This is a genomic window from Streptomyces sp. NBC_01232 (assembly GCF_035989885.1).
In the GTDB taxonomy this organism is placed as follows: domain Bacteria; phylum Actinomycetota; class Actinomycetes; order Streptomycetales; family Streptomycetaceae; genus Streptomyces.
Window position 1 is genome coordinate 5,403,639 of the sequence record NZ_CP108518.1, and the last position, 13,678, is coordinate 5,417,316.

Genomic DNA, 13,678 nt, shown 5'->3' on the forward strand with positions numbered 1-13,678 from the left:
GCTCCCCGCGCGCGAGCGGGCGTCCCGGCCCCCGGGACACCCCGCCGTCGGCCCCGCTCAGAGCCAGCCGTGGCGGCGCAGCGCCCGGTGGATGGTGAAGCAGGCACCGAAGATCGTGGCCATCACCATGGGGTAGCCGTACTCCCACCGGAGCTCGGGCATGTGGTCGAAGTTCATCCCGTACACGCCGCAGATCATCGTCGGCACGGCGATGATGGCCGCCCAGGAGGTGATCTTGCGCATGTCCTCGTTCTGGGCGACCGTCGCCTGCGCGAGGTTGGCCTGGAGGATCGAGTTCAGCAGTTCGTCGAAGCCCACCACCTGCTCGTGCACCCGCGCCAGGTGGTCGGCCACGTCCCGGAAGTACTTCTGGATGTCCGGGTCCACCAGCCGCATCGGCCGCTCGCTCAGCAGCTCCATCGGACGCAGCAGCGGCGAGACCGCCCGCTTGAACTCCAGCACCTCGCGCTTGAGCTGGTAGATCCGGCCCGCGTCGCCGCCGCGCGCACTGCCCTTGGCGGGGGCCGCGAAGACCTCGCTCTCCACCTCGTCGATGTCGTCCTGCACCGCCGCCGCCACCGCGATGTAGCCGTCGACGACGTGGTCGGCGAGGGAGTGCAGGACCGCCGAGGGGCCCTTGGCGAGGAGGTCCGGGTCGTCCTGGAGGCGGTGGCGCAGCCCCTTGAGGGAGCCCTGTCCGCCGTGCCGGACGGTGATGACGAAGTCGGGGCCGGTGAAGCACATCACCTCGCCGGTCTCCACCACCTCGCTGGTGGCGGTCAGTTCGGCGTGGTCGACGTAGTGGATCGTCTTGAAGACGGTGAAGAGGGTGTCGTCGTAGCGCTCCAGCTTCGGCCGCTGGTGCGCGTGCACCGCGTCCTCCACGGCCAGTGGGTGCAGCCCGAAGGTGGCGGCGATCCCCGCGAACTCGGCCTCCGTGGGCTCGTGCAGGCCGATCCAGGCGAACCCGCCGTCCTCGCGGACCCGGCGGATCGCCTCACGGGGCGTCAGACACGCCGGACCCAGCATTCGCCTCCCGTCCCGGTACACGGCGCAGTCGACCACCGCGCTGCTCGCCGACGGGTCGCGGGTCGTGTCGTATCCGGGCTGTACGGGGGTGGCCCTGCGCAGGGACGGGCGTACGGCCGCACGCAGGTAGGGCAGCATCGACATGGCAGGCTCCTTCGCGCGCACGGCCGCGGACCGTACGGGTGGGAGACCCTCCACCGCGGGCGGGCGGGCGGGCAGGCCCGGGCAGGGGGGAGGGAACAGGACGGGAGGACAACGTTCTGCCGTCGCTCTTCTACTGATCGGCGGATCAGGTGATCGAGCAGATCAAAGGGGGCGGGATGCGCCCGTCACAGAAGTGGAAGAGCGATTGGTACTGCACGATCGACTTCGGTCCACCGCAGCCCCACCTCCTCCGGCCGGTCCCCCGTGAGGGACGTCCTGTTGCCGGGGCGCTGAGACACCGCTTCTGCGTGCGGCCCCGAACAGCTGTCAACACTATCAGCCGACGGATGGTCAAGACCCGCCCTTTACCCGGCTGATACGAGTTCTATGCTCGCTCCATGGCAGAAATTCTGGCCCTCGTGGAGGCCCGGCTGCGGACGGCGTTCGGTGAACCCGACGCGCGCGCCGCCGTCACCTTCCTGGGCACCGACCGCATCGAGGTACTCCGTTTCGCCGAGGGCGACCTCGTGCGGTACGCGACCCTCGGGATGTCCGCGCACCCGATGACCGATCCGACCGCCGTGGTCGCCGACCCCGTACGGGGCCCGCGCGCGGAGCTGGTGCTGACCGTACGAGGAGGGCTGGCGGCCACCGACAAACTCCTGCGGCCGCTCGCGGTGCTGGCAGCGTCCCCCCAGGTCGAGGGGCTGATCGTGGCTCCCGGGGCCTCGCTGGACGTGGGCGCGCCGCTCTGGGACGGGGCCCCCTTCAGCTCCGTCCTCGTGGCGGAACCGGGCGGTCTGGTCGAGGACCTGGAGCTGGACGAGCCCATGGATCCGGTCCAGTTCCTCCCCCTGCTGCCGATGACGGCGAACGAGGCGGCCTGGAAGCGCGTGCACGGAGCGGGCGCCCTCCAGGAGCGCTGGCTCGCGCGCGGAACGGACCTGCGGGACCCTTTGCGCAGTGCTGTCGCACTGGACTGACAGCCCGGACGGGTGAGCGTGCCTTGACTGGCGGCCGGGCGGGGAGGAGCGTGGCTTCTTATGAGGGGTGAACCAAGTTGCCCGAAGTGCGGTGGCCGGGTCAGGGCGCCCGGACTCTTCTCCGACTCCTGGCAGTGCGCGCTGCACGGCGCTGTCCACCCCCTGCAACCCGTGATCCCGCCGAGCGTCGAGGGCCTGAGCGTGGTGGCGCACCGGGCGCGGGTGCCGGTGTGGATGCCGTGGCCGCTGCCGGTGGGGTGGCTGTTCACGGGGGCCGCGTCCGCCGGTGACGACCGCAGCGGCGGCCGGGCGACCGCGGTGGCCTGTTCGGGCCCCGGCCCGCTGGGCGGCATCGGGGAGTTGCTCCTGATCGCGGAGGAACTGGGCGTCGGCCTGGGCGCGCGGTACGCGGGCATCGACGGCCTCGACCCCGGCTCCTCCATCAACGTGTCGGCGCCGCCGCACGTCAAGGTGGTCGCGGCCGGCCGGCCGACACCGCTGTGGCACGTGGGCGGCGGCCCGGACGACCGGGCCGTCTTCGCCGGAGAGGCGCGGGGCCTGTGGCTCTGGGCGATCGTCTGGCCGGAGCAGTCCGGCCTCCTGATGTACGACGAGCTCGTCCTCACCGACCTGCGCGACGCGGGGGCCGAGGTCGAGCTCCTTCCGTGCGGGGCCCTGAGCCCCCGTATCCTGGGCGGCCCTGCCTGAGCGGGCCCTGAGCCCGGTTATCCTGGACCGTCACCCGTTCGTACGACCCATGGAGCCAGGCTGTGCGCATCGACCTGCACGCCCACTCCTCGGCCTCCGACGGTACGGACACCCCCGCCGAGCTGATGCGCAATGCCGCGGGCGCCGGCCTGGACGTGGTGGCGCTGACCGATCACGACACCGTGCGCGGCCACGGCGAGGCCGTCTCGGCCCTTCCCGCCGGACTGACCCTCGTGACCGGCGCCGAACTGTCCTGCCGCCTCGGCGGGATCGGCGTGCACATGCTCGCGTACCTCTTCGACGCCGAGGAGCCCGAGTTCGCCCGTGAGCGCGAGCTCGTCCGCGACGACCGCGTCCCGCGCGCCCGCGCCATGGTCGGCAAGCTCCAGGACCTGGGCGTCGGCGTCACCTGGGAGCAGGTGGCCCGGATCGCCGGCGACGGCTCGGTCGGGCGGCCGCACATCGCCACCGCCCTCGTCGAGCTGGGCGTCGTCCCCACCGTCTCGGACGCCTTCACGCCCGACTGGCTCGCCGACGGCGGCCGCGCGTACGCCGAGAAGCACGAGCTCGACCCCTTCGAGGCCGTACGCCTGGTCAAGGCGGCGGGCGGGGTCACCGTCCTCGCGCACCCCGCCGCCGTCAAGCGCGGCCAGTGCGTCTCCGAGTCCGCGATAGCCGAACTGGCCTCCGCCGGCCTGGACGGCATCGAGGTGGACCACATGGACCACGACGCCGTCACCCGCACGCGGCTGCGCGGCCTGGCCGCGGGCCTCGGCCTGCTGACCACCGGGTCCAGCGACTACCACGGCAGCCGCAAGACCTGCCGGCTCGGTGAGTACACGACCGACCCCGAGATCTACGGCGAGATCACGCGCCGCGCGACCGGGGCCTTCCCGGTGCCGGGCGCGGGCGGACGCGAGCGCTGACGGCCGGATCCGGCCCGCTCCACCCGTCCCACCTTCTTCTCTTCGCGACACCCCTCTCTCCTGCAAGGCATCACTGTGTTTGATTTCGCCGTCTTCGGATCCCTTTTTCTCACGCTTTTTGTGATTATGGACCCTCCGGGGATCACGCCGATCTTCCTCGGTCTGACCTCCGGCCGCCCCGTCAAGGTGCAGCGCCGCATGGCCTGGCAGGCCGTCTGCGTGGCCTTCGGCGTCATCGCGGTCTTCGGCATCTGCGGCCAGCAGATCCTGGACTACCTGCACGTCTCCGTTCCGGCGCTGATGATCGCCGGTGGTCTGCTGCTCCTGCTCATCGCGCTGGACCTGCTCACCGGCAAGAACGACGAGCCGAAGCAGACCAAGGACGTGAACGTCGCCCTGGTCCCGCTGGGCATGCCGCTGCTGGCCGGTCCCGGTGCGATCGTCTCCGTCATCCTGGCCGTGCAGAAGGCGGACGGCGCCGCCGGGCAGGTCTCGGTCTGGGCCGCGATCGTGGCCATGCACGTCGTGCTGTGGATCACCATGCGCTACTCGCTGGTGATCATCCGGGTCATCAAGGACGGCGGCGTCGTCCTCGTCACCCGGCTCGCCGGCATGATGCTCTCGGCGATCGCCGTCCAGCAGATCATCAACGGCGTGCTCCAGGTCGTCCAGGGCGCCTGACACCCCGCCGCGCCGGCGCGACCGCGCACACGAACGCCCCCGCACCGATCTCGGTGCGGGGGCGTGAACGTTTGGTGCGATGCGTCAGCAGGACGCACTCTCGGCCGGTCGGATCAGAATGCGCTGGCCGACGGCTGCGGCCTGCTGCACGATCCGGTTGACGGAGGCCGCGTCGACGACGGTGCTGTCCACGGCGGACCCGTCGACGTCGTCCAGGCGCAGAATCTCGAAGCGCATGGGGCTTCTCCCTTCGTCAGTGTTTCTCCTTGCACTGGGTCAACGAAGTGTAGGCCGCAATCATTCCCTACGCTAAGGAAATTTTTTCACTGTCTAACTACACACGTTCGCAGGAGCCCCAGAACGAGGCCAGCTCTCGCGCCGTCGTGCCCGGATCCTCGGCGTTCGGGGAGTGATCCGTCCCCGGCACGATCACCCGCCGCGCACCCAGGCGCCGGGCCGTCCCGTCCAGCAGCGGCACCGGCCAGGCCTGGTCCACGGCCCCCGAAAGGACCAGCTTCGGCAGGTCCACGCGGCTCAGCTCCGCCACCCGGTCCGGCTCACAGATCAGCGTCCGGCCGGTGACGATCAGCTGCTCGGGGACGGTGGCCAGCCACCGCTCCCGCAGGAAGTGCGCGAGCTCGGGGGAGTCCGCGGCCGCGTCCTCGGGATCGTGGGCGCGCATCGCCGCCCAGATCCCGGGCATGTCGTCGCCCATCGCCTCCAGCGCGGCCACCAGCAGCTTCGTCCGGGCCTGCTGCTCCTCGGAGATCGCGGCGGGCCCGCTGCTCATCAGGGTGAGCGAGGCGAAGGGCGAGGCGTCGCGCAGCACGGCGGCGCGCGAGATCAGCCCGCCGAGCGAGTGGCCGACGAGGTGCACGCGGTTCCCGCCCAGCGCCCGGACCTGCGCGAGGACGTCCTGCGCCAGCTCCTCCAGGGCGTACGGGGCCTCCTCGCGCGGGCCCGGGGTCTCGTACTGGCCGCGGCCGTCCACGGCGACGACCCGGTACCCGGCGGCGGCCAGCGGCTCCAGGAGGCCGATGAAGTCCTCCTTGCTCCCCGTGAAGCCGGGAACCAGCAGGGCGGTGCCACGGACGGGCTCACCGGCTTCGTGCACGGCGAAGGGGCCGCGGTCGGTGGCGAGGAGGTACGCGCGGGCGGCGGAGGGCAGGGTGAGGCGCGGCGGCTTGCTCATGGCCCGAGGTTACCGGCCCGTACGCGGCCGGCGCGGCCCGGGCAGACCGATGGCCCCGGCCCCCTCGGAAGGGGATCGGGGCCATCGGCCGCGGTACTGCGTGAGGCCTACGCCTCGGGCGCGGCCGCGACCTTGCGGGTGCGGGTGCGCTTCGGCTTGACCGGGGCCTCCTCGGCCACGGCGACGGCCTCGGTGGCGACCGGGGCGGCCTCCGCGACCTTGCGGGTGCGGGTGCGCTTCGGCTTGACCGGGGCCTCCTCGGCCACGGCGACGGCCTCGGTGGCGACCGGGGCGGCCTCCGCGACCTTGCGGGTGCGGGTGCGCTTCGGCTTGACCGGAGCCTCCTCGACGACCGCGACGGCCTCGGCGACCGGGGTCACCGCGACGGCCGGGGTCACCGCGACGGCCGGGGCCGGCGCGGCCTTGCGGGGGCGACGGGTCGCCCGCACGGGCTCGACCAGCGGCGGCATCTGGAAGTCCGGCTCCGGGGCGGTCTCCACGACCTTGCGGGTACGGACGCGCTTCGGCCGGACCGGAGCCTCCTCGACGACCGGGGTCACCGGGGCGGCCACGGGGGCCGGAGCCTCGACGACCGGCGCGGCCACGGGGGCCTGGACCGGCACGACGGCCGCACGGGTGCGGCGGCGGCGCGGACGGCGCGTCTCCTCGGCGGCCGGGGCAGCGGAGGCCTCGGGAGCCTGGACCGGGGTCACCGCGGCGGTGGCCTCGGCGCCCTCGGCGAGCTCCGAACCGCCCCGCGTACGGCGGCGCTGGCGCGGCGTACGGGTACGGGCGGGACGCTCCTCGGTCACCACGGCTGCGGCCGCCGGACCGGAGCGGCCGCCACGGCCACCGCGGCCGCCGGTCTCGCCCAGGTCCTCGAGGTTCTCGGCCTTCAGGCCGGCCCGCGTGCGTTCGGCGCGCGGCAGGATGCCCTTGGTGCCGGCCGGGATGTTCAGCTGCTCGAACAGGTGCGGCGACGTGGAGTACGTCTCGACCGGGTCGTGGAAGTCCAGCTCCAGCGCCTTGTTGATCAGCTGCCAGCGAGGGATGTCGTCCCAGTCGACCAGGGTGACGGCGATGCCCTTGTTGCCCGCGCGGCCGGTGCGGCCCACGCGGTGCAGGAAGGTCTTCTCGTCCTCCGGCGTCTGGTAATTGATGACGTGGGTCACACCCTCGACATCGATACCGCGCGCGGCGACGTCGGTGCACACCAGCACGTCGACCTTGCCGTTGCGGAACGCGCGCAGGGCCTGCTCGCGCGCGCCCTGGCCCAGGTCGCCGTGGACGGCGCCCGAGGCGAAGCCGCGCTTCTCCAGCTGCTCGGCGATGTCGGCCGCCGTGCGCTTGGTGCGGCAGAAGATCATGGCGAGGCCACGGCCCTCCGCCTGCAGGATGCGGGAGACGAGCTCCGGCTTGTCCATGTTGTGCGCACGGAAGACGTGCTGCGCGATGTTGGCGACGGTCGCGCCCTCGCCGTCCTCGGAGACGGCGCGGATGTGGGTCGGCTGCGTCATGTACCGGCGGGCCAGGCCGATGACCGCACCCGGCATGGTCGCCGAGAACAGCATCGTCTGACGCTTCGCGGGCAGGTAGGCCATGATCTTCTCGACGTCGGGCAGGAAGCCCAGGTCGAGCATCTCGTCGGCCTCGTCCAGGACGAGCGCCTTGACCTGCGAGAGGTCGAGCTTCTTCTGGCCGGCCAGGTCGAGCAGGCGGCCCGGGGTGCCGACGATCACGTCGACGCCCTTCTTGAGCGCCTCGACCTGGGGCTCGTACGCGCGACCGCCGTATATGGCGAGGACGCGGACGTTGCGGACCTTGCCCGCGGTCAGGAGGTCGTTGGTGACCTGGGTGCACAGCTCGCGGGTCGGAACCACCACGAGGGCCTGCGGGGCGTCGGTCAGCTGCGCGGGGGTGGCGCGGCCGGCCTCGACGTCCGCCGGGACGACGACCCGCTCCAGCAGGGGAAGGCCGAAACCGAGCGTCTTGCCGGTACCGGTCTTGGCCTGGCCGATGACGTCCGTGCCGGAAAGGGCGACGGGGAGGGTCATCTCCTGGATCGGGAAGGGGGACACAATGCCGACGGCCTCGAGGGCTTCGGCCGTCTCGGGAAAGATCCCGAGGTCTCGGAACGTAGTCAGGGTGCTGCCTCTTCTGTGAGACGCGGCGCGAGGCGGCGAGGGGGGTCGTACCGTGCCGTGCTTGCAGTACTGCTACGTACGAAGCTGCGCGGGACCACTAGCCTTCGCTCAAGCGCATCTGCCGCTGAGGGGGCCCCTCGTGGGAGGCGGTACGCATGAACGTACGCACCGCACCGAGGGCGGTCGGTTGGAGCCGATCGGGCCACCGACCGGGCATCCTCATTCGGATGGCCCGCCGAGTATTCGGCAGGCGCATTACCACTGTACCTCGGAATCGCGCAGCTGTGTCGGGTGAATTCACCGGGTAGGTGCGTTTAGCTGGACAGGCAAGGTTCCGGCGTGGTGACTTGGAGGGCCATTCGGCGGGCTATTGTGCGGAGCATGTCGACCGTAGAAAACGCCTCGCCCGCCGACGACAGCGCCCCCGCCGCAGCGGTGGGTATCGCCTCCCAGGACTGGGCCGCCGCCTCTGCCTCGCCGCAGTACCGCGCCGCCGTCGTGGACCTGCTCGGCGCGCTCGCGTACGGAGAGCTCGCGGCCTTCGAGCGCCTCGCGGAGGACGCGAAGCTCGCGCCCACCCTGGACGACAAGGCCGAGCTCGCCGCGATGGCCTCCGCCGAGTTCCACCACTTCGAGCGGCTGCGGGACCGGCTCGCGGCGATCGAGGTCGAGCCCACCGCCGCCATGGAGCCCTTCGCGAAGGGCGTCGACGACTTCCACCGCCAGACCGCTCCGTCGGACTGGCTGGAGGGCCTGGTCAAGGCCTACGTCGGCGACTCCATCGCCAGTGACTTCTACCGTGAGGTCGCCTCCCACCTGGACAACGACACCCGGGCGCTCGTGCTCGGCGTGCTCGACGACACCGGCCACGGCAACTTCGCCGTGGAGAAGGTGCGCGCCGCGATCGAGGCGGACCCGCGCTGCGGCGGCCGGCTCGCGCTGTGGGCCCGCCGGCTGATGGGCGAGGCCCTCTCGCAGGCCCAGCGCGTGGTCGCCGAGCGTGACGCGCTCTCGACCATGCTGGTCGGCGGCGTCGACGGGATGGCGGCCGGCTTCGACCTGGCGGCCGTCGGCGAGATGTTCACCCGGATCACCAAGGCGCACACCAAGCGCATGGCGGCCCTCGGCCTCGCGGCCTGACCCGGACCGCTTCCGTACGTCGGCCCCGGCGCGCCGTGTGCGCGCCGGGGCCGACGTACGCGGTTCAGGGGCTTGCGAGCCCTGCAGCGGCCTGCAGGGGGCGCAGTCAGGGGTCACCCCCGCGACGGGAGCGAAAACGGAGTCCTGTGGGACGGCCTGCGGGGCCCTGCGGCCGGACGGAGCAGCAAGGACAGGACCACCGCCGACACCAGCAGGCCGCCGATGAGGGTCGCGGTCAGGGTGTTGTGCCCGGGGCCGAGCGCGAAGTGCGTGAGATACGCCCCGAACAGCGCCCCCAGCACCCCGCTGACCAGCACCACTCTGCGGGAAGGCAACCGGCGTGCGAGCACTCGGGCGGCTGTCGCGGACAGGGCGAGGCCCAGGAGCGCGGAGCCGAGCACTTCCAACAGCAGCATGTGGTCTCTCCCATACGTCAGGGCAAACCGGGTCACTGCGGTCCTACCCGAAGCGGAAGAAACAGAAACGGCCCGGTGGGATCAACCACCGGGCCGTTCAGCACAGTTCTCAGAGCGCGCCGAAGCCCACCTTGCGCACGCTCGGCTCGCCCAGGTCGACATACGACAGGCGGTCGGACGGCACCAGGACCTTGCGGCCCTTGTTGTCGGTGAGGCTCAGCAGCGGCGCGGTGCCGGACAGCGCGGCGGTGACGATGCGCTCCAGCTCCTCGGCGCTCAGGTCGCTCTCCAGCACGATCTCCCGGGGTGCGTGCTGCACGCCGATCTTGACCTCCACGGCTATGTCCCTCCGACGATCCGGTTCGCGCGATCAGCCGCGCCGTACGCGGTCCACATTAGCCCGGTGAGGGGACGCGGACCGCGCAGAGCGGACACGCTCGCAGCGAACACGGGCCGTAACGGCCCCTCAGGCCTCCGTGCCGTGCAGCGGGAAGCCCGCGATACCGCGCCAGGCCAGCGAGGTCAGCAGGCCGACCGCAGTCTCGCGGGCGACCGGGCTCTCGCTGGAGAGCCAGTAGCGGGCCACGACCTGCGAGACCCCGCCCAGGCCCACGGCCAGCAGCATCGACTCGTCCTTGGACAGGCCGGTGTCCTCGGCGATCACGTCGGAGATGGCCTCGGCGCACTGGAGCGAGACGCGGTCGACGCGCTCGCGCACCGCCGGCTCGTTCGTGAGGTCCGACTCGAAGACCAGCCGGAAGGCGCCGCCCTCCTCCTCCACGTACGCGAAGTAGGCGTCCATCGTGGCCGCCACGCGCAGCTTGTTGTCGGTCGTCGACGCGAGGGCGGTGCGCACGGCGAGCAGCAGGGCCTCGCAGTGCTGGTCCAGCAGCGCCAGGTAAAGGTCCAGCTTGCCCGGGAAGTGCTGGTAGAGCACCGGCTTGCTCACGCCGGCCCGCTCGGCGATGTCGTCCATCGCCGCAGCGTGGTACCCCTGCGCGACGAAGACTTCCTGGGCCGCGCCCAGCAGCTGGTTGCGCCGGGCTCGGCGCGGCAGTCGCGTGCCCCGCGGACGCGCTGCCTCGGTCTGCTCGATGGCTGTCACGCCGCCTCCCACTTTCTCTAAGAACACAGTGCGCTCTGCGCCGCGCCGCCATCGTACTTTTCGGTAACCGAATCTGGAGGGTTCAAGCCGACTTTTCTCGCGGTACGGACGGCCCGGAGGCGCTGGTCAGCGGTTTGATCAGCGGTTTGACCGGCGGTCGGCCGGCTGCGGGTCAGCGGTAGTCGTCCTCGTCCAGCGGGACCACCCGCGCCTGCTCGACGGCATCGCCGTCCGTGGCCTCGCCCGCCGTGCGATCGGTGATCGGGTCGTCCTCGTCCGGCCGGAGATCGGCCAGCTGCTCCGCCACATCCGCCTCGGGCGCCTCAGGATCGAGGGATTCCGGAAACTGCTCCCGGAAGGTGTCCGGCTCCGCAGGGTCGACAGTCATGCCGCTCCCCTCGCTTCCTTGTGCTCACTTACGAGCCTAGGAGGATCGCGGATGCACCGCTATAGGGATCCGGCCCGTGTCTGTGACGGCGAACACAAGAGGAGGAGCGTGATCGTCTCGTAACATTGCCCGCATGTCTTCGACCGAGCTGCCTGGCGTACGCTCCACCGCCGAGCCGTCCTCCCAGGTGGGAGCCGTTCGGCTGGCCGAAGGGGAGCAGCTGCGCACCGTCGCGCTGCCCGGGCTGGAGCTGGCCGTCCGGGACCGCCCACCCCTGCGCACGGGCCTTGCGCCCGCGCTTTTCGTGCACGGACTCGGCGGTTCCTCCCAGAACTGGTCGGCCCTCATGGAGCAGCTGGCCGGCACCGTCGACGGCGAGGCCCTGGACCTGCCGGGCTTCGGCTGGTCCCCGCCGCCCGCCGACCGCAACTACTCCGTCACGGCCTTCGCACGCGCCGTCATCCGGCACCTCGACGCCGCGGACCGCGGCCCGGTCCACCTCTTCGGGAACTCCCTCGGCGGCGCCGTCTCCACCCGCGTCGCGGCCGTCCGGCCCGACCTCGTACGCACCCTGACCCTGGTCTCGCCCGCCCTGCCCGAACTGCGCGTGCAGAGGTCGGCCGTGCCGACCGCGCTGCTCGCCGTGCCCGGGGTGGCCGCACTCTTCAGCCGGATGACGCAGGGGCTCAGCGCCGAGCAGCGCACCCGGGGGGTGACGGCCCTCTGCTACGGAGACCCCTCCCGGGTGACGCCCGAGGGATTCCGCAACGCCGTCGAGGAGATGGAGCGGCGGATGGCCCTGCCGTACTTCTGGGACGCGATGACCCGGTCCTCGCGCGGCATCGTCGATGCCTATACCCTCGGCGGCCAGCACGGACTGTGGCGGCAGGCGCAGCGGGTTCTCGCACCCTCCCTCCTGGTCTACGGTGGCCGGGACCAATTGGTCTCGTACCGCTTGGCGCACAAGGCGGCCTCGGCGTACCGGGGTTCGCGGCTGCTGTGTCTGCCCGAGGCCGGACACGTGGCGATGATGGAGTACCCCGAGGTGGTTGCCGCCGCCTTCCGGGAGCTGTTGAGCGACACCGGGACGGGCGAGAGTGACCGATATACCGAAGACGGCAGAGGCTGAGGACCGTGGGACGACATAGTCGCAAGGCCTCCGCTCCGGCGCCCGCTCCGGCCCCCGCGCGGCCGCAGCCGGAGCCCGAGCCGCTGCCGTACGAGGAACCGCCCGCCGCCTACTGGCCCGAACCGACCGTCACCCACGACGGGTACGCGTCGGCACAGGACCGGTCCTTCGCCGACGCGCGGACCGGGGGGCACCCCCAGCAGTACGAGTCCGGCGGCGCCTGGGGGACCGGCCCCGACGCCGTGTACGGGGACTGGCACGGGGTGCGGCGCCCCTACGGCGCCAACGCCGGCGGGCCGCCCGCCGACTTCCTGGACTCCGGCACCCCGGCCTACGGCACCCCCGCGGTGGGGTTCCCGCAGGTCGGCCCGACACCGCCGTACGCCTCCGGCCCCGTGCCGACGGCCGGCCCCGACCCCGTCACGTCCACCGGGTCCCACCGCCGCGTGCCCGGGCCGCGCAAGCCCGTCGATCCCGTCGGTCCAGTAGGTCCCGTCCTTCCCGAAGGACCGGCCGGGCCGGACGGTCCCTCGGGGTCCGCCGGCGCCGACGAGGAGGCGCCCGGCTCCAGCCGCGGCTCGAAGGTCCGTACGTACACCGGCATGGCCGCCGCGGCCGTCACCACCGTCCTCGCCGTGGTCGTCGCGGGCCAGGTCATCACCGAGGGCGACGGCGCCCGGATCGGCGCGCAGCCCGCCTCCGGCGACAGCCGTACCGGCGAGGCCGCCTCCCGCTCGGACGACCGTCCGACGCCGCCGCAGGCCGCCGTGCCGGCCGGGCCCGCGGCGCCGTCCGCCGTCGCGCCGCCGCCGGAGCTGACGTACGAGCAGAAGATGGCGGAGCAGCTGCCGATCGACGCGAAGCTCGCCGGTCCCGGGACCTTCGACACCGTGCCCGGTGTGGCCAAGGCCCCCGGCAAGGGCAAGCTGGTGCGCTACCGGGTCGACACCGAGCAGGGCCTGGGCCTGGACCCGCAGCTCTTCGCCGAGGCCGTCCACCGCACCCTCAACGACCCGCGCAGCTGGGCCCACGGGGGTGCCATGACCTTCGAGCGGGTACCGGGCGGCGAGGCCGATTTCGTGATCACCCTGGCCAGTCCCGGGACCACCGGGGTCTGGTGCGCCAAGTCCGACCTGGACACCACCGTCGACAACGTCTCCTGCGACTCCGCCTCGACCGAGCGCGTGATGATCAACGCGTTCCGGTGGGCGCAGGGCTCCGCGACGTACGGACCGGACCAGATGTTCGCCTACCGGCAGATGCTCATCAACCACGAGGTCGGCCACCGGCTCGGACACGGGCACGTGAACTGCCGCACGCCGGGCGCGCTCGCGCCGATCATGCAGCAGCAGACCAAGTCCCTCGACATCAACGGAGTCCAGTGCAAGGCCAACCCGTGGGTGCACCCCGGTAGTTGACCAGCGCGGCCGGGTCCCCGCCCGCCGGCCGGGCGGGGACCCGCGTTGACAATCCGTCCGATCATCGGCAATCGTTCTCCGCATGTCGCACCACCACACCATGACCGCGAGCGCCGCCATTGAGCTGGCGCTGCTTGGTGTGACCGCGCACAGCGTGGCCGACATCCTCTGTCGCTGAGCCTGCCCGCAAGCGCCGCGACCCTTTTCGAGTTCCTTCGCCGCGCCCGGGTGTACGTACGCCCGCAGGCGCGGCTTTCTCATGCTCCGGTGCCGGA

The 13,678-nt window shown here is 72.1% G+C and carries 16 protein-coding genes; 8 read left to right on the forward strand and 8 right to left on the reverse strand.

Annotated elements, in window-relative coordinates; genetic code table 11:
- Positions 1-57: 57 nt before the first annotated feature.
- Complete coding sequence (locus OG444_RS25185; RefSeq protein WP_327264306.1) at positions 58-1,173, reverse strand: magnesium and cobalt transport protein CorA; 1,116 nt, start codon at positions 1,171-1,173, stop codon at positions 58-60.
- 398 nt (positions 1,174-1,571) lie between these two features.
- Between OG444_RS25185 and OG444_RS25190 the strand changes: the two genes are divergently transcribed.
- The 4 genes from OG444_RS25190 to OG444_RS25205 all read left to right on the forward strand — a co-directional run bounded on the left by OG444_RS25190 (position 1,572) and on the right by OG444_RS25205 (position 4,471).
- The gene (locus tag OG444_RS25190) at positions 1,572-2,156 is read left to right on the forward strand and encodes a suppressor of fused domain protein (protein WP_327264307.1); all 585 of its coding nucleotides are present in this window, start codon (positions 1,572-1,574) and stop codon (positions 2,154-2,156) included.
- 60 nt (positions 2,157-2,216) lie between these two features.
- On the forward strand, positions 2,217-2,864 hold the full coding sequence (locus OG444_RS25195) for a DUF6758 family protein (RefSeq protein WP_327264308.1): 648 nt from the start codon (positions 2,217-2,219) through the stop codon (positions 2,862-2,864).
- Positions 2,865-2,926: 62 nt separating this feature from the next.
- The gene (locus OG444_RS25200) at positions 2,927-3,790 is read left to right on the forward strand and encodes a PHP domain-containing protein (RefSeq protein WP_327264309.1); all 864 of its coding nucleotides are present in this window, start codon (positions 2,927-2,929) and stop codon (positions 3,788-3,790) included.
- Between the two features lie 75 nt (positions 3,791-3,865).
- Positions 3,866-4,471 carry a MarC family protein gene (locus OG444_RS25205; protein WP_327264310.1) on the forward strand — a complete coding sequence of 202 codons (606 nt, stop codon included), beginning with the start codon at positions 3,866-3,868 and terminating at the stop codon, positions 4,469-4,471.
- Between the two features lie 84 nt (positions 4,472-4,555).
- Here the strand turns inward: OG444_RS25205 and OG444_RS25210 are convergent, their stop codons facing one another.
- The 3 genes from OG444_RS25210 to OG444_RS25220 form a co-directional block, all read right to left on the reverse strand.
- The gene (locus OG444_RS25210; protein ID WP_167745535.1) at positions 4,556-4,708 is read right to left on the reverse strand and encodes a hypothetical protein; all 153 of its coding nucleotides are present in this window, start codon (positions 4,706-4,708) and stop codon (positions 4,556-4,558) included.
- 97 nt (positions 4,709-4,805) lie between these two features.
- Entirely contained in the window at positions 4,806-5,663 is an 858-nt protein-coding gene (locus OG444_RS25215; RefSeq protein WP_327264311.1) for an alpha/beta fold hydrolase, read from the reverse strand.
- Between the two features lie 107 nt (positions 5,664-5,770).
- On the reverse strand, positions 5,771-7,717 hold the full coding sequence (locus tag OG444_RS25220) for a DEAD/DEAH box helicase (protein WP_327264312.1): 1,947 nt from the start codon (positions 7,715-7,717) through the stop codon (positions 5,771-5,773).
- Positions 7,718-8,188: 471 nt separating this feature from the next.
- Between OG444_RS25220 and OG444_RS25225 the strand changes: the two genes are divergently transcribed.
- Positions 8,189-8,947 (forward strand): ferritin-like fold-containing protein, encoded by a 759-nt coding sequence (locus OG444_RS25225; RefSeq protein ID WP_327264313.1) that lies wholly within the window; start codon positions 8,189-8,191, stop codon positions 8,945-8,947.
- Positions 8,948-9,060: 113 nt separating this feature from the next.
- Here OG444_RS25225 and OG444_RS25230 read toward each other — a convergent pair whose 3' ends face one another.
- From OG444_RS25230 to OG444_RS25245, 4 genes are all read right to left on the reverse strand, one after another.
- On the reverse strand, positions 9,061-9,363 hold the full coding sequence (locus OG444_RS25230) for a hypothetical protein (RefSeq protein WP_327264314.1): 303 nt from the start codon (positions 9,361-9,363) through the stop codon (positions 9,061-9,063).
- Between the two features lie 109 nt (positions 9,364-9,472).
- The gene (locus OG444_RS25235; RefSeq protein ID WP_326588154.1) at positions 9,473-9,700 is read right to left on the reverse strand and encodes a DUF3107 domain-containing protein; all 228 of its coding nucleotides are present in this window, start codon (positions 9,698-9,700) and stop codon (positions 9,473-9,475) included.
- A 129-nt stretch (positions 9,701-9,829) separates the two neighbouring features.
- Complete coding sequence (locus OG444_RS25240) at positions 9,830-10,468, reverse strand: TetR/AcrR family transcriptional regulator (protein WP_202199848.1); 639 nt, start codon at positions 10,466-10,468, stop codon at positions 9,830-9,832.
- 172 nt (positions 10,469-10,640) lie between these two features.
- The gene (locus OG444_RS25245; RefSeq protein WP_327264315.1) at positions 10,641-10,856 is read right to left on the reverse strand and encodes a hypothetical protein; all 216 of its coding nucleotides are present in this window, start codon (positions 10,854-10,856) and stop codon (positions 10,641-10,643) included.
- 133 nt (positions 10,857-10,989) lie between these two features.
- Between OG444_RS25245 and OG444_RS25250 the strand changes: the two genes are divergently transcribed.
- The 3 genes from OG444_RS25250 to OG444_RS25260 all read left to right on the forward strand — a co-directional run bounded on the left by OG444_RS25250 (position 10,990) and on the right by OG444_RS25260 (position 13,581).
- Positions 10,990-11,985, forward strand: coding sequence for an alpha/beta fold hydrolase (locus OG444_RS25250; RefSeq protein ID WP_327264316.1), 996 nt, complete (start codon positions 10,990-10,992; stop codon positions 11,983-11,985).
- Between the two features lie 5 nt (positions 11,986-11,990).
- On the forward strand, positions 11,991-13,403 hold the full coding sequence (locus tag OG444_RS25255; RefSeq protein ID WP_327264317.1) for a DUF3152 domain-containing protein: 1,413 nt from the start codon (positions 11,991-11,993) through the stop codon (positions 13,401-13,403).
- Between the two features lie 82 nt (positions 13,404-13,485).
- Entirely contained in the window at positions 13,486-13,581 is a 96-nt protein-coding gene (locus tag OG444_RS25260) for an Ms4533A family Cys-rich leader peptide (protein WP_323185344.1), read from the forward strand.
- Positions 13,582-13,678 lie beyond the last annotated feature (97 nt).

What these genes read in the sequence shown, in the direction of transcription:
- OG444_RS25185 (WP_327264306.1), bottom strand. Translation starts at nt 1,173, where the DNA reads ATGTCGATGCTGCCCTACCTGCGTGCGGCCGTACGCCCGTCCCTGCGC.
- OG444_RS25190 (WP_327264307.1), top strand. Translation starts at nt 1,572, where the DNA reads ATGGCAGAAATTCTGGCCCTCGTGGAGGCCCGGCTGCGGACGGCGTTC.
- OG444_RS25195 (WP_327264308.1), top strand. Translation starts at nt 2,217, where the DNA reads ATGAGGGGTGAACCAAGTTGCCCGAAGTGCGGTGGCCGGGTCAGGGCG.
- OG444_RS25210 (WP_167745535.1), bottom strand. Translation starts at nt 4,708, where the DNA reads ATGCGCTTCGAGATTCTGCGCCTGGACGACGTCGACGGGTCCGCCGTG.
- OG444_RS25215 (WP_327264311.1), bottom strand. Translation starts at nt 5,663, where the DNA reads ATGAGCAAGCCGCCGCGCCTCACCCTGCCCTCCGCCGCCCGCGCGTAC.
- OG444_RS25220 (WP_327264312.1), bottom strand. Translation starts at nt 7,717, where the DNA reads ATGACCCTCCCCGTCGCCCTTTCCGGCACGGACGTCATCGGCCAGGCC.
- OG444_RS25225 (WP_327264313.1), top strand. Translation starts at nt 8,189, where the DNA reads ATGTCGACCGTAGAAAACGCCTCGCCCGCCGACGACAGCGCCCCCGCC.
- OG444_RS25230 (WP_327264314.1), bottom strand. Translation starts at nt 9,363, where the DNA reads ATGCTGCTGTTGGAAGTGCTCGGCTCCGCGCTCCTGGGCCTCGCCCTG.
- OG444_RS25245 (WP_327264315.1), bottom strand. Translation starts at nt 10,856, where the DNA reads ATGACTGTCGACCCTGCGGAGCCGGACACCTTCCGGGAGCAGTTTCCG.
- OG444_RS25250 (WP_327264316.1), top strand. Translation starts at nt 10,990, where the DNA reads ATGTCTTCGACCGAGCTGCCTGGCGTACGCTCCACCGCCGAGCCGTCC.
- OG444_RS25260 (WP_323185344.1), top strand. Translation starts at nt 13,486, where the DNA reads ATGTCGCACCACCACACCATGACCGCGAGCGCCGCCATTGAGCTGGCG.